This is a genomic window from Paenibacillus sp. 32352 (assembly GCF_002042965.1).
In the GTDB taxonomy this organism is placed as follows: domain Bacteria; phylum Bacillota; class Bacilli; order Paenibacillales; family NBRC-103111; genus Paenibacillus_S; species Paenibacillus_S vulneris.
In genome coordinates this window covers 41185-61157 of the sequence record NZ_MZNT01000018.1, presented here as the reverse complement: position 1 = coordinate 61157, position 19973 = coordinate 41185, and the positions used below count along the sequence as shown (strand labels likewise).

The following is a 19973-nucleotide window of genomic DNA, read 5'->3' as shown; positions in this document are numbered from 1 at the left end:
ATATAATAAAGGAGTTGGACTCTATGCAACAACAGCAAGAGCAGCATCAATCCACTTTACAAATATCCGGTATGACCTGTGCGGCCTGTGCTAACCGGATCGAAAAGGGCTTGAAGAAAATGGACGGCGTAGCCGATGCGAATGTCAATTTCGCTTTGGAAAGAGCCTCGGTTACTTTCGATCCCAATAAAGTCAACCTCAACAGCCTGGAACAAAAAATTCAAGCCTTGGGCTACGATACCGTGAAGGATTCGGTTGATTTCGACCTGAGCGGAATGACCTGTGCCGCTTGTGCGAACAAAATCGAAAAGGTCCTGAATAAGCTTCCCGGCGTCAGCTCGGCTACGGTGAACTTCGCTCTCGAAACGGCTCATGTACAATATTCCGCAGCTGAAGTGACCATCGAAGACATGATCAATCGGGTAAAAAAGATCGGGTACGAGGCGCGCGTCAAGCAGGATAGCAGCGGCGAGGATTCGGATCACAAACAAAAAGAAATAACGGCTCAAAAAAGAAAGCTATGGGTTTCCGCTATCCTTTCGGTGCCTCTTCTATGGGCCATGGTGAGCCATTTCTCCTTCACCTCCTGGATTTACCTGCCCGATTTCCTGATGAACCCTTGGGTTCAGCTGGCCCTGGCTACCCCTGTGCAATTCATCATCGGTAGCCAGTTTTATGTCGGAGCCTATAAGGCTCTCCGCAATAAAAGCGCGAATATGGACGTTCTGGTCGCACTGGGAACCTCTGCCGCTTACTTCTACAGTCTTTATTTGACGGTTCAATGGGCTCTGGGCACCAGCGGCCACCATGCTCCGGAAATGTACTATGAAACAAGTGCGATCCTGATCACGCTCATTTTGCTGGGCAAATTGTTCGAGGTACTCGCCAAAGGCCGCACTTCCGAAGCGATTAAAAAGCTCATGGGCCTCCAGGCCAAAACCGCGCTCGTCATAAGGGACGGCCGTGAAGTTAGCATTCCGGTCGAAGAGGTCATTGCCGGCGATATTGTTCTGGTGAAACCCGGTGAGAAAATCCCTGTGGACGGCGAGGTGCTGGATGGTATCTCCTCCGTAGATGAATCGATGCTGACCGGTGAAAGTCTTCCTGTCGAGAAAAAAGCCGGGGATTCTGTGATTGGCGCTACGGTAAACAAAAACGGCAGCTTGAGGATTCAAGCGACCAAGGTAGGGAAAGAAACCGCTCTTGCCCAGATCATCAAGGTCGTGGAAGACGCCCAGGGCTCCAAAGCCCCTATTCAACGAGTTGCGGACCGCATTTCCGGCATTTTTGTTCCTATCGTGGTAGGTATTGCTATTGTCGTATTTCTGGTTTGGTACTTCGCCGTAGTTCCTGGTGATTTTGCCAGCGCTTTGGAAAAAGCGATCGCCGTTCTCGTTATCGCCTGCCCATGTGCCCTAGGCCTGGCCACTCCGACCTCCATTATGGCGGGCTCCGGCCGCGCAGCGGAATTCGGTATCCTCTTCAAAGGCGGAGAGCATCTGGAATCGATGCACAACATTCAGACGATTGTGCTCGACAAAACCGGCACAGTGACCAAAGGGAAACCAGCATTGACCGACGTTCGGATTGTCGGGATGGATGAACGCGAAGCGCTTCAGCTTATCGGCTCTGCCGAAAAGCAATCCGAGCATCCGTTAGCGGAAGCTATCGTGGAAGGCATCCGCGAGAAAGGATTGGAGCTGTTTGAGCCTGAAAAGTTCGAGGCGGTACCCGGCTACGGTATCCGTGCCATAGTGACCGGCAAAGAAATCCTAGTCGGCACCCGCAAGCTTCTGGAACGCGAAGGCGTCTCCTATGCCGAAGCTCTTAAAGAGATGGAACAGCTCGAGGCCGAGGGCAAAACAGCGATGCTGATCGCCATTGACGGACGATTCGCAGGGATGGTTGCCGTCGCCGATACGATCAAGGAAACATCCCGCGAAGCGATTTCGCGGCTGAAGCAAATGGGAATCGAGGTTATCATGATTACCGGTGATAACGAGCGGACCGCCCGCGCCATTGCCAATCAGGTCGGCATCAGCCGCGTGCTGGCGGAAGTGCTGCCTGAAGGCAAAGCGGACGAAGTGAAAAAGCTGCAGGCCGAAGGCAAAAAAGTCGCTATGGTCGGCGACGGCATTAACGATGCGCCGGCGCTGGCTACAGCGGATGTCGGAATCGCCATCGGAACCGGAACGGATATCGCAATGGAAGCCGCCGACGTCACTTTGATGCGCGGCGAGCTTACGAGCATCCCGGATGCGATGGTGATGAGTAAAAAAACGATGGCTAACATTAAGCAAAACTTGTTCTGGGCACTGGCCTATAACTCGCTTGGCATTCCTATCGCGGCCATTGGTCTGCTTGCCCCATGGGTTGCAGGAGCCGCCATGGCGCTCAGCTCCGTATCGGTTGTACTCAATGCGCTGCGGCTGCAGCGGGTTAAGCTGTAAATCGCTTCACGAAACTCAGCTTATGCTTTCGAAGTCAGTTTCGCTTCGCGAAACTCAGCTTATGCTTTCGAAGTCAGTTTCGCTTCGCGAAACTTTAAGGAGGTTCCCCAATGAAAACCAGTAAATTTGCCGTATCCCCAGGCTTTGAAGTGGGAGGAAGCCTGTTCAAGCCGGAGCAGCTCGCCCTGCTTGGCTCCATTGTCGGACCGGATGCCAAGATCGAATTCACGACCTTCAAGCAGCTGTACGTTGAAATGGATGAGGAACGTATGGCGGAGGTTCAAAGTCAGCTTAAGCAGCATGGGCTTCACATCTACCCTGCGGGATTTTATACGAAGAGCCTCATTTCCTGCAACTTTTGCCGGGGGGCCGAGGAAGCCGGCTTGGATATGGCGACCGCATTAAACGATGCGGTTGCGGGACTTCCTGTTCCGAGCCCGCTCAAAATCGGCTATGCCGGCTGTGCTCTCGGAACCAGCGAGCCTCTGCTAAAGGATATCGGAGTCGTCAAAATGAAAGACCGCTACGACATCTATATAGGCGGCGAGCCCAAATCTGTAAAACCAACGATCGCCGAGCTGTTTCTGTCGGATATTCCTCCGGAACGCATCATTCCTATCGTAACCGGGCTGATCGAGTATTATCAGCAGAATGCCAAGAAGAAGGAGAAATTCGCGAGGTTTATCCAACGGGTTTCCATCGACGCTCTGCGAAGCGCAGTATAGAAAGGCTGCCAAGTGGTAGCGCCGCCGCTTCAGCACTCAGCTGCTCGCCTTGCGAGCATTGATCATCAGTCAACTGTTAATCATCATCCATGTGCGGTCAAAGGATTTAAACGACGCACTGCTGTCGAAAATGAATGTAGCAAGTTTTGCTTCGCAAAACTCAGGCTCTTGAAAAACCTAGCTTTGCGTGAACTATGCTAAATACGGAGGTGGGGTATGCCTCGGAAGAGTTTACGTCCGCCTTTGAAACCCGTGAAAATACCGCTTAATAGAATCAACTTTCACGGGTTTCAACAGCGGCTGGAGAGGTATACCCACCGGAGTATGTTAGCAATAGTTCAAGCTTCACATGTTTTTCAATAGTCTCAACTCTAGCCTACCCTTTCGAAGCAAGTTTTGCTTCGCAAAACTCTAAGGAGGATCCCCCTCATGAAAAAAGCTGCAATAGCCATTATAGTAACCGCCGCGCTGTTATCGGCTTGCGGCAAGAACGCTCCCGCCTCATCCGGGCATGAAGGCATGAATATGGGAGCGGCCGCCCCTGGCGGTCACGCGGGACACGGTGCGGAAACGGCCAAGACGGAAGACGTCAAGGCCGCCTTCTTGCTGACCCCGGACAAACCCCAATCGAAGCAGGATGCCAAGGTCGGCATACAAATTACCGACAGCAGCGAAAAGGCCGTTGAAAGCTTTGAAGTCTCGCACGAGAAAAAGATGCATTTAATCGTCGTAAGCAAAGACTTGTCTTACTTTAATCACATTCACCCGGACTACAAGAGCAAGGGACTGTTCGATATTACGACGCAATTCCCCGCAGGCGGCCAATACAAGCTGTTCGCTGATTTTGTTCCGTCAGGCAAGAGCTCTACAACCAAGAGCCAATGGATCACGGTACAGGGCGATCCCGCAAAACCGGAGCCTATTCAACCGGATGCCAATATGACCAAGACGGTGGACGGCAAGGAAATCACACTTGCTTACGAGCCGCTGAAAGCCGGCAAGGAAGCCACCTTGACCTTTACGATCAAGGATGCCGCTACCAAAAAGCCCATTACGAATTTGCAGCAGTATCTCGGCGCTGTAGGACATGTCGTTACTTTGAGCGACGATGCTGAGCAGTACCTGCATGTTCATCCGATGGAGGAGAAGGCAACCGGACCGGATGCCAAGTTTATGACTACGTTCCCGAAGTCCGGCATCTATAAGATCTGGGGGCAATTCCAGCATGAAGGGAAAGTTGTGACCGTTCCGTTTGTCGTTAAAGTCCCTTAATCCTTTTTTCCCTGCAAATATCACAAGGCCGTTCACAGCGAATGCTGCGAACGGCCTTCTTACTTCATCAACTATTAATAGCTCGTCAGCAGCCAGTTGGTTTTGGTCCAAGTCAGCTTGCCGGCACCCGAGCCGTTGGAAGCGGTCAATCTCGCTTTCAGTGTCGACGGATCATCCGTTGTATAGCTGTAAGGCAGCGAGCTAAAGCCATTCCACGAAAATGCCTTAACGGCTGCAGGCACTGGAGCCAACGGACTTCCGGACGTGTCGCTGCCGCCTCTGAAGGACGAGCCGTTCAGAGAATACATCGTATCCAGTACCCGAATTTTCCCCGTATAGCTTGCGTCTGACGCATCCGCCTGATTATTGCGTACTGGAGAGGCTACATCGATGATCTGTGATTTTTCGAGCAGCAAGGCTCCATTCTCGGTGGAGATAGCTCCGTTGCTTGTCACTCCGAAGTGATAGCCTTTGGAGGAGAGTGCCGATTCCATCGCGGAGGTGATCTTTTGCTTCGCCGCCCATGCCGCGGCATTATCCATGACGATATTGTATACATGGGCATTGCCGCCTCTTAAGCGAGGCATCCGGTCTTGAATATCCTGATAATAATTATGATGCAGAGTCACTTGAAGGTTGGCATTGTCCGAAGCGAATTCCGTGGCCCCCACGAGATGGCCTTTCTTTTGGGAGGCCGCAATGGCGATAATATCAGCCTTGGTGAGACCTATAGCACTGCTTCGCAGATAGGCATACATCGGATAAGCCGACATATTCGCCTCCATGGCGTTAATCTGCTGCGTTACCCAGCTGTTGGAGCTGCGGTCGTCCCCCCTGAAGGTGGACCAGGATATCGTAACCCCGTTGCTGCCCTTCTTCACATCGACAAGTCCGTCGTACGCTTTATTGAAGGTGCAGTGGTCGATCCATACCTTGGAGCTGGCTCCTTCAATAGTGATATAATCCCAGTCATTTTTATCGTAATTTCCTTTGGTCGACTCATCCCACTCCCACAGCTCATCGAATTCCAGATTGCGGATGATGATGTTGGAGCAGTACTTGATGTCGAAGGAAGCATGCTTGATTTTGGCCCCGTTAGCGGAAAAAATCGTCAGGCCGTCGAAGCCGTCGATGTAGATCTTGCTGACCCCGGTCTTCAGGAGAACCGGATGGGTTAATGGCGTGTTGTTGGCAACAAAAGGAGTCACCTTGGCAGCGTCCGGGATCTCGTTCCATCCCAGATTCAGATCATTCATAATCTCAATGACCTTCACTCCGGAGCCCTTCTTGAGGGCTGCCGCCAAATCGGCTGCGTTGTATACTTTTTTATACCGCGAGTCGGTCTCTGGAATGTTGCCGCCTCCCGTATTGCCTGCAGAAAAGCCTGCCACATTATATTGGCTGAGTGTCCCTGGTGTCGGAGTCGGTGTTTGTGTTGGTGTTGGTGTTGGTGTCGGAGTCGCTGTAGGTGAAGGTGTTGGCGTTGGCGTTGGTGTCGGAGTTGCCGTCGGAGTAGGTGTTGGTGTCGATGAAGAGCTGTCGGAAACGGTAATATTATCGAATTTCGCAACCGTTTTGAAGGCCACCAGCCCTACTGCCCCCGAAGTCAGGCTTGTATCCGTTGCAGAAAGCTGAAGGGTACCGTTCACATACATTTTAATAGAGGAGCCAATGAATTCCAGCTTCACGGTGTACCAGGTTCCAGCGGTTAGCCCATAGTTCGTTTTCGTTGCCAGTGTCGTGGTGGAACCGTTTACTTTTTTGCGGATTTCCAAAGTGCCCCCGCTGCTGTTATATAACGAGGCGGCATAGAAGTTGTTGCCGTCCTTATACCGGCCGGCCACGTAAGTGCGGTTGGAGCCGTTGAAATTATCAATCTTGACATTCGCTTCTACGCTGTAATCCGTCCAGGCGGAGCTGCCTGCCGAAGTGCGGCCTTCGTCCGTGCCGGATTGATAATACACATAATTGCCGTTGTCCTGAACAACGGACCAGGTCCCTGTAGTCGCTGTCCAATTGTTCGCGCTGCCGCTATTGAAATTATCGCTGAACAAGGTCGCTGCGCTTGCCGGATATATCACAAACAACGATAGCATGAGGGATAAACAAAGAATGAATGCGGCATTTCTCCGCCCGAAGCCGAGGCTCTTTAATAAACTCATAACGTACCTCCCAATAAATGATTTTCCCTGCCTCTTTCTATCGCTAAAAAAACTTGTATGGGAAGCGGTTCGCTCCCCTTTTACCCTTTCTCTGAAGCTTTGACGAAAACCCACATTCGACTGGCAAGAAAATTGACCACCATCATACAGCAGGTAACCGCCAGCTTCGACCACAGTACCTCCCAATGTCCATACCGGGTAAGCAGCAGGATGCCAAGGGTAGATAAACCCAAGCTTATCCCGTTCAGTATGGCGAAGCGGAGAAAAGCCCATGCCTTGCCCCGTCCTCCCCATTGACCGAAGGTCCATCGCCCGTTCCAGTAAAAGCTGTTGATCGTTCCCGCCAAATAAGCCAGAATATGGGCTGCATAGACTGAAATTCCGCATGCCGAATACAGGACCAGGAAGACGCACAAGTCAATGGCCGTATTGGCAACCCCTACCAAGTTAAATTTAATGAATTGGCCGATCGTTCGAGCCGATTTATCGGATAGCTTCATGGCGATCCTGCGGTTCTGTGCGCGACCTGTTCTTCCGTTCCTGTCCATACCCTGCCCGCTCCCAAATAATATACAGCGGCCGCCCTTTCGTTTCATCGTAAATGCGCCCGATGTATTCACCGATAATCCCCAGAATGATCAGCACGATACCGTTAAAGAACAAATTGATTGCTACCGTCGAGGCCCATCCGGTTATCGTCGTATTGGTGAATAGCCTCTGGTACACAACGACCAGAATATAAATAAAGCTGACGGCAGACACCAGAAACCCAAGATAAGCCGCTGCCTTTAACGGTTTGTAGGAGAAGGAGGCAATGGCATCTACAGCAAAACGGAGCATCTTGCGCAGCGGGTACTTGGTAACCCCGGCCCACCGCTCTTCTCTCGTGTATTCGACGAAAGTCTGATTGAATCCGGTCCAGCTGACAAGCCCCCGTACATAACGGTTCTTCTCCGTCATCGATTTCATAACATCGCATACTTTGCGGTCGATTAAGCGGAAATCCCCCGCATCCACGGGAATATCCACGCTGGTCATCGATTTTAACAGACGGTAGAACAGGTGGGCGCTCCATTTTTTGAACCATGTTTCCCCCTTCCGCTCCAGACGTTTGCCGTACACGACGTCATAGCCGTTCTTCCACAGCTCAATCATTTCCAGAATGACCTCCGGGGGATCCTGCAGGTCCGCATCAATGACGACAATGGCTTGGCCCTCCGCATGATCCATCCCGGCCGTAATCGCTATCTGATGGCCGAAATTGCGGGCAAAATTCAACAGACGCACATTCGCATCCTCCGCGCAGAGCTCCTTTACGATATCGGCTGTCCGGTCCTTGCTCCCGTCGTTAACAAACAGCAGCTCATACCGCTCGTCGAGCGTATCCATCACCCGCTTGAGTCTGCGGTAAGTCTCCTCGATCACTTCCTGTTCGTTGAACATAGGAACGATAATGGAATACCGTATAGTTTCCTGCATAAAAGAAGTCCCTCGTTTCAGTAATGGAGTGTGTCTCTATAGAAGCCAGCCTGCCGCAGCAGCATGGAAACTTGCGGATAGCTCCCGCGGACTCTAGAAAAACTGCCACTGCGGAAACCATTTCAGCACATGCTCGGCGTATGACCGATCAATGACAAGTCCGGACAGGATAGGATAAAACAAGACGAAACAGAGTGCAGCGGCGGCCAAATAACCATACATCCATCCTATTTTTCCCTGCTGCGATTCTTTTATTTGCCTGTAATAGTAAGTAACCGCCAATATGGAAAAAGGAACCATTCCAAAATAATGATAAATAAACGTCATTCGCGGAACGAACATCCACGGGATATATTGCGAGAAAAAGGCGATGACGATAAAAACAACCGTCGCTTCTCTCGACTTGATCATTCTGAAAATGAACAGAAGGATCGCCAGAAATCCGCCCCACCATACCAAAGGATTGCCTATCGCAACGATACTCGATATGGTACCCGGCGGCAGCTCTGCCGCTCCGTAATACCACACGGGCCTGCTCATGACCGGCCACTGCCACCAGGAGGAGCTGAACGGGTGCGTACCCTTCAGCTGGCTGTGATAATCTAGCATCTGCTTTTGGTACGACCATACTTCGGCCAGTCCGTGTCCTGTACCCGGAACAAGCATAAACGGGATGTAGGACAAGACATAGGTGACCGTCGGAATGAGGATATAAAATACGATACATACGGCCAACGTAACCAGCGTCCGCCGCGGAAATACATTCCGAATATGCTTCCATTCGGCAACAAGGCCCGGATCGGTGCTATTCATTGCCGCTAACCCTTTCCCTGCTGCTGCGTAGACGCGATAATGCCAGAACAGCCAGAGGAAGAATATCAGCGCCAAGCCGCTCCCCGCATACAATACAATCCACTTGGAGGCTGCCCCGATACCGAAGAACAGACCGCAAAGCGCAAGCAGAACCAGGGATTTCCGCCAATCTTCCGCAAACATTCTTGTACAGACATAACGGTACATGAAATAAAACATCAGCAGGATAAAGAAAACCCCGTACACATCTATAGTGGCGATGCGTGTCTGTACGAAATGCAACCCGTCTACCGTCAGCAGGAAGCTGGATACAAACGCATACTCGCTTCTTCCGAACATTCGCTTACCAAGCAAATACATCAGCGGAATCATAGCGATCCCGAACAGCGTTCCGACGATGCGCCAGCCGAACGGATTCATCCCGAAAACCATAATTCCGATGGAAATCAATAGTTTACCCAACGGCGGGTGGGTCCATTCATACGGCTCGAGGTGATGCAAATGCTCGTAAGCGGTGCGCGCATGATAAATTTCATCGAAGTACGTTCCGTTCATATACGTAGACCGGTATGAAGCCTGAGAAGGCTCATCGATCAGCCGGCCAACGGTATCCGCTTTGGATGGAGGATCCATATTCTCCCCCTTGATCGACGCTACGGGTACCGGGATTTCGCTGCCCAATGTGTATACGGCAAGTTCATTAAGCGTAAATGAAGGCCGTTCCACAGTCAGCTTAACATAGCGTCCGGTTTCATGGACGGAAACCACCTGCCACATGAACACCTTGACGATGTCATTCGATACATGAATCGGGCGGCTCCAAGTTTGTCCATCCTCACTGATCTCATAAATGAAGCTTCCGTCGCCAACACCCGAAAAGCTGTTGATTCTCTCAATCGGCTTGCTCTCTCCCAAATCCAGTAGGACCTGCTCTCCTTCCCTGGATGCGAGCCATCCTGTTTCCGGCGCTTTGGCAGAGCCGAGATGGTACAAAGCCAATACGGAGTACACAAGCACCAGACCGCCCAGCAGCAGCGTATCCTTCCTTCCCCAATTGAGAGGCTTGGGCTCTGGCAGTCTCCAACCGACAGCGCTAGCCGATTCGTTCTCCGCAGCAGCGCCGGTTTGAATTCTAGCCTCGACGTCATCGCTTCGAGCGGCTTCGTCTTCTTGCAGGGACCCCATACTGGACATCTGACGGAGTACAATCGTTTGCCATGCCCATCTGCATAAATATAAAAACAGCATCACGTTGGCCAGTGAAACGACGGTCAACACGGCATCATCCGGAGGGATATGGTATAGCTGCTCCAGGCTGCCCAGCAGTACTTGGTCCACATTGATGAAGTGAGTCAGGCTTAATCCGAGAAAGCAGTACAAGAGCCGCCTGTCGCGAAGATGCAGGAACCCCAGCAGGATAAAAAGCAGCGCGTAGTATAAATACCTTTCGTGCATTTTGGTCAGCACAACGAAAGTCCCTGTCATTAGAATGCCGGCAATGATGGCAAGCTGCTTCTCGTCCTTGCTGCTTTTCAGATACAAATACACCGTATACAGAAGCACGCAGGCCATCAGGATGACGCTCCATGACTGGAAGGTAAGGAACAGCGTTTGACCCGTGATCAGGGCGAAATTGCCTCCCAATAAGGTCATGATATTGTACGCATTCAAGCTTGCGTATGGATAGGATGATAAGGTTCCAAAATACAGGCTAAAGATCCAGAGCGGACCCTTCAATAGAAGAAAGGGAGCCGCCAACAGGCTGAACACAGCCAAGCCGCTTGCAAAGCTGGCAAGAAAGGATTTCCAGCTGCCTCTGCGGATGAAGACCAGCAGGAGCAGCGGGGCAAACAGCAGCGCTTGCGGTTTAATCAGAAGCGCCACCGCATAATATGCGGACGCCTGCCGCAGTCTGCCGCCCAGGACAGCCTCGATAAACAAGAGCATCCACAGCATGAAAAAAGAATCGACCTGACCCCATCCCGCCGAATTGACGATAATCGCCGGATTCAGCAAGTACAACACGGCGGCCCCGAGTGCCGCAGCGCCCCCTGCATGACGGGATCCCCATCGGAAGATGAGGTAAGAAGTCAGCAGATCGGTGAGCATTGCGGGACTTTTCAAAAGGAGCAGAGCCCATGACGAATCCCATGAGATATGGAGAGCGCTGCGGATGAATCCTATGATGTATAAGACATAAATATATCCCGGCGGATAGTCGACGAACATATCGGTAGTATAGAACCGCATCAGTCCTGCGGAAGCGGCATGGTCCGCCCAAGCCTTGAACGTATTGACGTCTGCGTCATACCCGTACACGTTCCAAGCAATCACAAGCCGAAGCACCAGTCCTGCGCCCAGAACCGCCATAACGATTCCATGGGCCGGAGCTGTTTCCCGGCGAATCGTCCCTCTCCTCATCCCATAGCGGGAAACCAGGAAAAACAGCAGCATGAAGAGCATGCAATAAATCCAAGTTGTATTGATATCCTTCGCCCCCCATTTACAAGTGTAGTTCCTGATTGCCGCATCTTATTGCAAAAGCAGGCGTTCGGATGAGCCGTATCATCCGAACGCGTGAATGAATGTTACTCCCGTTGCTTTAGTTACGACCGATATCCGTGCCGCTCGGCGTTCCCGCTCCCTTCATGTCGCTGCCGGAAGCGAGCTTCAGGAAGCTGCCCAGGTTCGGTGAACCGTCTGCATTGCGGGTTAATGTAGGCGTCAGGCTGACAAAATCATCATCTGCCGCAACCAAGCCCTTGGCATTGGTGCTTTTATTGTTTTTCCACCATACGTTCGAGCTGTCCACATCGGTTCCGCTCGTCTTGTCGCTGGAACCGCCCTTATAGGACAAATTGTTCGTAAATTGATGCGTACCGGAGTCAAATGCAAAATTGCTTTGTCCGTTGCTATAGGACGTATTGTTTTTCAACGTTATCGAGCCCGGATTGCTGTTATACGTAAAGCCGTGCTTTTTGTTGAGATAAGCTACAGAATTGATGACGATGTGATTGACGGCGATTTGTTCTCCGCCCAGCTTGAAGCCGTTTCCGTCACTGTTGCTTGTGCTGCTGCCGGTCGAGGTTTGACCGTTATGATGAGCGATGCTGTTCTTGATGGTTACCGGACTGATGGCTCCCGTGTCCGACTTGGTATACAAATCCCAGCCGTCATCCGTATTGTAGGCGGAGATGCAGCCATCAAATACGTTGCCTGGACCGACCGTCAGCTTGGCAGCAAATCCGTCCGCATCCTCCCCGTTATCCGGATCAAAGTTATCGTGCGAATACGTATTGATGATTTCGTTGTAGCTCGGCCACTCGCTCTTGGCAGCCGAGGAAGCGTATCTGCCTAGCTGCAGCCCTGTATCCCTGTTATTGTGGATATCCAGGTTCTCGATTCGATTATAATTGCCTGCGACATAGACGCCGTTGTCGGCAGAGCCTTTGATCTCCAGCCCCTTGACAACCCAATAGCTGCCGTTGATTTGCAAGCCTCTGGCGTTTTTCGAAACGTCGGAAGCGTTATAAGGCTGAGAGGAGAAATCGAGCACCGGCTTCTCGGAGCCGTAAGCCACGATTTGCTTCTTGGCGCTGGCCGTACCGCTGTTCGTGCGGTCTATGGTAATTTGAGTGGAGTAAGCATAAGTGCCTCCCCGCAAATAGATCGTTCCGCCCGGTGCCACACGCGTAATCGCGGAAGTAAGTGTCGTCGGACTGCCGATAGCTCCCGAGTTGCTGTCCAGACCGTTCGGCGCCACATAAATCGTGCCCGTTGTCGGCGTCGCGGTCGGCGTTGCCGTTGGCGTTGCCGTTGGTGTCGGCGTAGGCGTCGGTGTCGACGTTGGAGATGGAGTCGGTGTCGACGCCGAGCTGTCCGAGACGGAAACGTTATCAAACTTCGAGACCGTTTTATAGGCGATCAGCCCAATCCCGCCAGACGTTAAACTCGAATCCGTGGCGGACAACTGCAAAGTACCGTTAATATACATTTTAATAGAAGTTCCAATGATTTCAAGTTTTACCGTATACCATGTGCCTGCCGCCAGTCCGAAGTTCGGTTTTGTGGCCAAGGTTGTTGTGGAGCCGCTTACTTTTTTACGGATTTCCAAAGTGCCTCCGCTGCTGTTATACAAGGATGCTGCATAATAGTTGTTGCCGTCCTTATATCGGCCCGCAACATAGGTCCGGTTGGAGCCGTTCCAGTTGTCGACCTTCACGTCGGCCGTAACACTGTAATCCGTCCAGCTCTGGCTGCCGGCCGAGGCGCGTCCCTCATCCGTACTGGACTGATAGTACACGTACGAGGCCCCGTCCTTCACAACGGACCATGTCCCATACTGCGTCGTCCAGCCGTCTGCGTTCCCGTCCTCGAAGTTATCACTGAATAGGGTGGCGGCCGAGGCGGTGCCGAGCATCATCATGGCCGCGATCAGCGATATGCCGACCATGAGAGCGGCGTATTTTCTTTTCATCCATCTCATTCGTACAATTACCTCCTTTTTGGGGTTAAACTGCTGCAGGCGTGTGCAGGATGCGCGAATGCCTAGTATCACCTCCCGTTTCATTTTCAATAAGGAATCATCCTGCCAGGCTTCGCCTGCTGTTCCGGGGAACCCCTTAAACGTATCTCGATCCGGGCGTTACAGCAATAAACACGATTTAACTATTTAGCCCCAAGGCATAATCCATCTAGGTCCTGGAATAATCATCAGCTTAGAAAATAGTTCCAGAATTAAAAAACAGCGCCCCATAACCGGAACGCTGTTCGATTGGGATAATATGCTGCGCTTGCTGTCACCATCAAGCTTTCAACATATATCCTACCCATTATGAAATTTGCCCTGCTCATCCCGTTCGGCTGAGCTCCATTGGACAGCCGGCTTTCGCTGATGCAGCCAATCGTTTTCTATCAAATAGGTCAACAGAATAAGCGACGCAACACCTGCTATGATAAACCATACGTACAGAGGTCCTGTAAATCGCCCGATCTCCATGAAGGCTCCCATAGCCAGCGTCGGTATCAAAGGCTCCCCGTAGGCCTTCCACCAGTGCAGCGGAAATCCTTCTACAAAGAAGAACCATATCATCGAGATGGCCGATACGGCCCAGCCGCCCGTATAAATCCATACCGCGAGCACAGGGCTGCTTGCAGCGACGAACGGCACGATGGCAATGACGAAAATTCCCGCAACGATCATTACCCAGAAATTAGCCCGCGTCTTCCCCATACCTGCCAATATATTACCGCCCAGACGGCCGACGGAGGAGAAGAATACGCCTAACGCCAACAACCGAATATACATTCCCGAATCCCCGGTCGTATAGCTGGAGCCGAACAGGAACCCGTTAATTTCGTCGGGATACAAACAAATGGCCAGGGTCAACGGATACAAAATAATGTTGTTGTAGCGCACGCACAAGGTGCCTCTCCGTCTGCTTTCCTCCAAATCGCGGGAGCTTTCGGCAACAAAGGGAAACGTCACGATCATGAACGCCCAGGTGACAATCCCGATAAAACCGGTTATCCGAAAGGCATTGGCCAGATGGCCTACCGCAATGACGGAGCTCGCCCCGACGACCATGACGAGAAAAGGCTGCTGGAACGCTTTGGCGATATTGCCCGCCCATAGCGGAACGCCGTACTTCAGCATGTCCCGCATGGGATCCATTGTTACGGCACCCAGCCATTTGGGATGATGCACCTTCTCCGCTTTCCAGCAAATGCAAAGAGCCGTCAGCACAGAGCCGACGCCCATCCAGAATGCCACACCCCACAAAAAATGATGGCCTATCGGCACCAGTACGCCCAGCACCATCCCCATCGTGGAGAAAATGGTCGTTATAACCATAAAGAATGCCTGTGTCCCGAAGTCCCTGTTACCGGAAAAGGACGCTACCCCCACGTTGATGACCGAATTGAATACGAGCATCAGCGAGCTGATAATCAGCGCTCCCTTCAGGGAAGGCAGCTGATACGTATGCGCAAGAAAAGGGGACAGAGCGGACAAAATCACGCTGATGACGATGCCGAAAAACACGCTTCCGACCATCGCCAGCCGAAATTTATTGCGAACGGCTTCCTGCCTGTCCGTAGAAAAGCCGTAAACCAAAGCGGCGTTAAAGCCCACATTAAGGAATAAGGTTACCATGCCGAAAATTTGCAGGAGCAGATTAATTTCCCCGAATTGACTAGGATCGTTCAACACGCGCGCTAATACAATGCTCCCCACGGTCTGCAGAAGCTGGTTAATAAATAAGCCGAGCACAATAATCGATACATTTCGAAGCAAAAACCGCTGATTTGAGTTCAATGTAAGCCTGAGCTTATGCATTACAAGCACCTTCTTATGTTCTGGTTGTAGGTCATGCCCGTTCCGGTGACAAGATCTTGTATACATGAAATACGGATGATGAGACCGTATGAAATTTCGAGAATAAATTGAGTTTGCATTCTTACGAAATCATAAGCTTATGGTTCTATCCTGCCGGCCTTTCAAATACATCTGAATGCTTCGCGTACATCCGGGGCCGATTTGTTTGCGCTTTCGCTTGTGTTCAGGCTACAGTAATTCTATCCATTAGTGCGTTATCGGATAACAGTTCTCTTGTGTTGATTATAATTATAAAACGGAATATGGCAAGAAAAAAAACAGCGGCTGCTGGCGAGAGCCTTACTCCCGTTATCGCCAGCCTCTGTAGTTCACAGCTTCCTTATACTAATTGCCTAGGAAATAATTCAAATCACTCTCGGAAATCTTCACGAATTATAGTAAAAATTTACAACCTTCTCTCACTTTGCCTCGTCTTTTCTTTACTAAAATAATTGGAGGTAAAAACATACCATGAAGCTCATTCCGAAAATAACAATTTGTTCTCTTGTCGCTGCAGCCGCTATAGCAGGCTCCGCATACGCCGAATCCAAGCTTAGCTTGTATATTAATGATATTCCTTATGTCCCGACTGTGCTTGGCCTAAAAGTGGAGGACGGCAAGGTAATGGCCCCCATCGAGCTGGTTGCAAAAGAGTTTAGAGGGTCAGCGTCCTACGATTCTCAATCACAGGAGGTTCGGGTAACGCTTCCCGACGCAGCAAGACTTGCCGTACAGGTAAACCGGCTGCAGGATGCGCTGCTTGCCGATACACCCGAAGAGGCTTTGAACACTTGGATCAAAGGTATCCGGACCCGAAACGGCGCTCTGCAGTACGCCGTGTTCTCTCCGGAATTAAAGGAGCGCACCAAAAGTGAGTTCGAATCGTTTTTTTGGGTAACTGGAGGGTCGAGCCCCCATATGGGAGCTATCGAGAATTTAGAATCGTCATCGCCGGATGAGGATACGGTTCAATACTCGTTTGACTACCGGGTCGTAGCCACCGAGTATGACGAGCAGGGCTCGGCTGTCGTCACCATTCAGAAATTTAATCAGGCCCCAGACCTTGGGGAAGGCTGGTACATCACCCGGATCGGCATGAAGGATCCCGGCGATACAGGGATCACCATCGGCGTAGAGCCGTTGGATCAGCCGTAACGACTGCCAATACGGCGAGTTGGCTTCGGACGACGAATTGCTTGAGCAGCTTCGTCTTGCTGTAAGCGCTGCAAGGCAGGCCCGATCAAAAAAAGAGTCACTGGCGTCGCTGCTCTAAGCGATGTCCAGTGACTCTTTCTGCTACTTCACCCTTGCGGCGAAGCTGCTGATGGCATCGGCCAGCTTTTGCGGCGATTCCATCATGCTCATGTGGCCGGCGTCCTCGATCAGGCATTGAGTGAACCTATCGCCGCTGACCGTGAACGTGCGCTCGACCGGCACGATCTGATCGTGCTTGCCTGCAACAAGCAGCACGGGGACGCGCGCCGTCTCCAGAACCCGGTTGCGGTCCGGCCGCAAGCGCATGCCTTCCAGCGTGTTGACAGCGCCCTCAGGGCTTGTGCCGTAGCCGATGCGAACCGCCTCCTGCACCTCATCAGGCATCGATTGCAGATGCGCCGGTGCGAACAGCTTCGGTATCAAGCCGTCGATGAATACCGGAAGCCCTTTCTCCTTGATCGTCTCCTGGCTTTTCAAACGTCCCTGCTTCGCTTCCTCGCTGTCAGGAAAAGCCGTCGAATGAATCAAGCCGAAGCCGGCCAGCAGCTCCGGATAATGCTCGGCAACCGCCAAGGCGGCGTATCCGCCGAGTGAATGGCCAAGCAGAATGGCCTTGCCCAGGCCAAGCTGCTGAACCAGCTGGGCTATATCGTCCGCCAGAGTCTCCATCGAATAAACTCCATCCGGCGCTCCCGAATCCCCATGACCGCGCAGGTCAGGCACAATGAGTCGGCTGCTCTCGGGCAGCAGCGGAAGCAGCTTGTCCCAGTAAGCCGAGCTCCCGCAAAATCCGTGCAGCAGCACTACAGCCTGTCCCTGCCCCTTCTCCCGATAGGCCATTCGAAGCCCGTTCAACTCCACATATTGTTTATCCATCATAGCAGCTCCTCTCATTAACCGCGTAGTTATGTCCAGCCCGTGCAGGTTTATTTTACCACAATAGCATCTATAAGACCCAAGGTCATCGGGGCTTGAAAATGCTATTCTGGCGATAAAACCAACCATTGAACACGGCCGCTCGTCCTTGAAAAAGCCCGATATAGTTTTCTTACCACATCTTAGCATCTCCTAAACAAAATACCCTATGCCTGCGTCCTTCCCCGGGAGCTTGATGCTCCGGAGCAATACTCAGCATAGGGTAACATTTACGCACAGTTCCTGATTAGTAGAGCGGTGCTTCTTGAACGGACGCCGGCCGGCTGCACGGATGTTAAAGAGAGGGTACCCGTCGCGACTGTCGGGTAAGTCCGCATCCGTTCCGCCCGACGCGAAGCACTGCCTGTCACGGAAAAGGAAACAAAGTTCCAATAAGCGAATTCAAAGCAAATGGATCGTTATTGAATCTGCACAGCGGCAGCTTCCGGCGTAACAACCTCCGACGCGGCAGAGTCTCCGGCAGCGCCCGAAACGGACCCGCCTGCAAGCTCAGCCACAGGCTTGTATTTGGAAGCGACGAAGGTTTCCGCCTTCGCGTTCGTAATCACCTGCGGATACATCATGCCCGGCTTCGGACTCACCACTTCATACTGAATCACGGCAGTATCATCCGCTTCGAAACGGATGCCCGTAATGTTCAACCCGTACCCTGGGTTCGGCACCTCACGGGACAGGATCACCTTATTCACCTCTTCGTTCACCTTCTGAACGTCAACCGTAATATCCGCTTGCTGAGGCGGATTTGGCTTGGAGGTGTGAGCTTCCACTAATTTGATGCCGTTATACAGCCAGGTCGCTGCTTCTCCGCGAGTCATCTCCCGTTTCGGATACGCCTTGCGGTCTTCACCTAGCTTGGCAATTTTGAGCAGATAAATTCGCTGCATGTCCACCCTGTACTCGAGAGCGACATCGTCCTCATCCGCAAGGATAACCGCCATTTTGATAAGCGGAAGCTGAGCCTTCGCATCCATCGCATCGTTCAGCAGATTGGCGTACTTTTCCCTGGTAATCGGGGCGTTCGGATCCACATCTTCAGGAATGTCCAGTCCGTTCACCTTGGCTATAATAAACGCCTCGGCATACCAGGCATCGTTAGGAACGTTCTTGAAATAGTCGGAGGCTTCCGGCTTTTTCACAAATTTGACGTGATCGAGCGAAAGCTTCAGCCCTTTAACAAGCATGCTGATGCTCTGTGCGTAGCTGATCTGCCCGCGGGGCACGAAGTGCTGGCTGTCCACGCCGCTTACAATTCCCCTGTCTTTAAGCGCGGTAACCGGCTCCTGCTCGGCAGAATCAAGATCGGTAAAGGCATAGACCGAACCGGCAGACAGACTGCACAGGATAGCGGCTGAGGTCATAAGAGTAACGATTTTTTTCATAATGAAGCCACCTTTCTTTGGTATCAACTAAGCTGCAAGCCTATTATTTCCTTTTTCAACTCCGGAGTTACCCTTCTGACGAAGACGATTGGCAAAAGGTTGCTGCAACTACCAAAAAACGCAAGAAAAACCCCACAAAGCGGGGCCATGTCTTCGAAGCAGATTCAGGTACTTTGCGGGGAGCCCCGAAATTTATAAGCCCTATAATGTAAAAATAGACCGTACCGCCCAGGAGGGAGAGATCCCTCCGTGGACTGTCGTACGATCTTTTTCCAAAACCTCTGTTAACCCTTCAAAGCACCCACCATGACGCCTTTGACAAAGTATTTTTGCACAAAGGGGTATACGCACAAGATCGGCACCGTGGCTACCATGATGGTCGCATACTTGATGGTCTCGCCAATCTGGAACCTGTCGGCTGCCGCAGCACCCGAGGCCATGCTGTCCGTCGAATTGGCGAGCAGTATTTCCCGGAGAATCAGCTGCAGCGGATACAGTTCACGATCCTTCAAAAATAACGAGGCCCAGAACCAGCCGTTCCATTTTTCCACCGCATAATACAGGATCATAACGGCGATGACCGGCATGGATAACGGAATAATGATTTTGAACAGGATGGTAAAATGATTCGCCCCGTCGATCTTGGCCGACTCCTCCAGGCTGTCCGGTACGGACATGAAGGCGGTGCGCATGATGATCAGGTTGAAGGTGTTTACCGCAAACGGTATGATCGTCGCCCATAGGGAGTTCATGAGACCGACATTTTTGACAATCAGATACAACGGGATCATCCCGCCGTTAAAAAACATCGTAAGAACTATAACGAAGATGAAGACCTTGTTCCACATCACATTTTTGCGGGAGAGCACATAGGCACCGAGGGAGGTCACGAACAAATTGATGATGACTCCGACGATAACGATAAACAGCGTATTGCCGTACCCTTTTAATATATCCGGATTATCGAACACGCTCTTATAAGCTTCTACGCTAAAGCCTAGAGGCTTCCATAGCACGCCCCGGTGAGCGATGATCTGGTTAGCGTCGCTAAAGGACGAGAAGGCAACATGCAGCAGAGGATACAGCGCAACGACAACCAGCAGCAGCAGTACGATATGGATGCACCAGTCAAAAATGCGTTCCGAAAGGTCGTTATCCCGTTTCAT

12 protein-coding genes and 2 pseudogenes are annotated in these 19973 nt (G+C 51.7%); 4 read left to right on the top strand and 10 right to left on the bottom strand.

The window, feature by feature from the left end:
• Positions 1-23: 23 nt before the first annotated feature.
• The 3 genes from B1728_RS31410 to B1728_RS31400 all read left to right on the top strand — a co-directional run bounded on the left by B1728_RS31410 (position 24) and on the right by B1728_RS31400 (position 4447).
• On the top strand, positions 24-2450 hold the full coding sequence (locus B1728_RS31410) for a heavy metal translocating P-type ATPase (RefSeq protein ID WP_079914379.1): 2427 nt from the start codon (positions 24-26) through the stop codon (positions 2448-2450).
• A 110-nt stretch (positions 2451-2560) separates the two neighbouring features.
• Positions 2561-3175, top strand: coding sequence for a nitrite/sulfite reductase domain-containing protein (locus B1728_RS31405; RefSeq protein ID WP_079914378.1), 615 nt, complete (start codon positions 2561-2563; stop codon positions 3173-3175).
• Positions 3176-3604: 429 nt separating this feature from the next.
• Positions 3605-4447 (top strand): hypothetical protein, encoded by an 843-nt coding sequence (locus B1728_RS31400; protein ID WP_079914377.1) that lies wholly within the window; start codon positions 3605-3607, stop codon positions 4445-4447.
• 74 nt (positions 4448-4521) lie between these two features.
• Here B1728_RS31400 and B1728_RS31395 read toward each other — a convergent pair whose 3' ends face one another.
• From B1728_RS31395 to B1728_RS31370, 7 genes and pseudogenes are all read right to left on the bottom strand, one after another.
• On the bottom strand, positions 4522-6609 hold the full coding sequence (locus B1728_RS31395; RefSeq protein WP_079914376.1) for a pectate lyase family protein: 2088 nt from the start codon (positions 6607-6609) through the stop codon (positions 4522-4524).
• Positions 6610-6689: 80 nt separating this feature from the next.
• Positions 6690-7109 carry a GtrA family protein gene (locus tag B1728_RS31390; RefSeq protein ID WP_179136278.1) on the bottom strand — a complete coding sequence of 140 codons (420 nt, stop codon included), beginning with the start codon at positions 7107-7109 and terminating at the stop codon, positions 6690-6692.
• The gene (locus tag B1728_RS31385; protein WP_079914374.1) at positions 7093-8088 is read right to left on the bottom strand and encodes a glycosyltransferase family 2 protein; all 996 of its coding nucleotides are present in this window, start codon (positions 8086-8088) and stop codon (positions 7093-7095) included. The genes B1728_RS31390 and B1728_RS31385 overlap by 17 nt, the downstream gene beginning before the upstream one ends.
• Positions 8089-8181: 93 nt before the next feature.
• Positions 8182-11364 (bottom strand): glycosyltransferase family 39 protein, encoded by a 3183-nt coding sequence (locus tag B1728_RS31380; RefSeq protein ID WP_079914373.1) that lies wholly within the window; start codon positions 11362-11364, stop codon positions 8182-8184.
• A 139-nt stretch (positions 11365-11503) separates the two neighbouring features.
• Positions 11504-12676: pseudogene (locus B1728_RS36570) on the bottom strand (right-handed parallel beta-helix repeat-containing protein); the annotation flags it as partial.
• Between the two features lie 117 nt (positions 12677-12793).
• A pseudogene (locus B1728_RS36565) lies at positions 12794-13321 on the bottom strand (3-keto-alpha-glucoside-1,2-lyase-like domain-containing protein); the annotation flags it as partial.
• Positions 13322-13726: 405 nt separating this feature from the next.
• The gene (locus B1728_RS31370) at positions 13727-15238 is read right to left on the bottom strand and encodes an oligosaccharide flippase family protein (protein WP_079914372.1); all 1512 of its coding nucleotides are present in this window, start codon (positions 15236-15238) and stop codon (positions 13727-13729) included.
• A gap of 510 nt (positions 15239-15748) precedes the next feature.
• Between B1728_RS31370 and B1728_RS31365 the strand changes: the two genes are divergently transcribed.
• The gene (locus B1728_RS31365; protein WP_079914371.1) at positions 15749-16432 is read left to right on the top strand and encodes a hypothetical protein; all 684 of its coding nucleotides are present in this window, start codon (positions 15749-15751) and stop codon (positions 16430-16432) included.
• 141 nt (positions 16433-16573) lie between these two features.
• Here the strand turns inward: B1728_RS31365 and B1728_RS31360 are convergent, their stop codons facing one another.
• The 3 genes from B1728_RS31360 to B1728_RS31350 form a co-directional block, all read right to left on the bottom strand.
• A complete protein-coding gene (locus B1728_RS31360) occupies positions 16574-17368 on the bottom strand; it encodes an alpha/beta fold hydrolase (protein ID WP_079914370.1) in 795 nt (264 codons plus the stop codon).
• 458 nt (positions 17369-17826) lie between these two features.
• Positions 17827-18807 (bottom strand): S-layer homology domain-containing protein, encoded by a 981-nt coding sequence (locus tag B1728_RS31355; RefSeq protein ID WP_079914369.1) that lies wholly within the window; start codon positions 18805-18807, stop codon positions 17827-17829.
• Between the two features lie 284 nt (positions 18808-19091).
• The gene (locus tag B1728_RS31350) at positions 19092-19973 is read right to left on the bottom strand and encodes a carbohydrate ABC transporter permease (RefSeq protein ID WP_079914368.1); all 882 of its coding nucleotides are present in this window, start codon (positions 19971-19973) and stop codon (positions 19092-19094) included.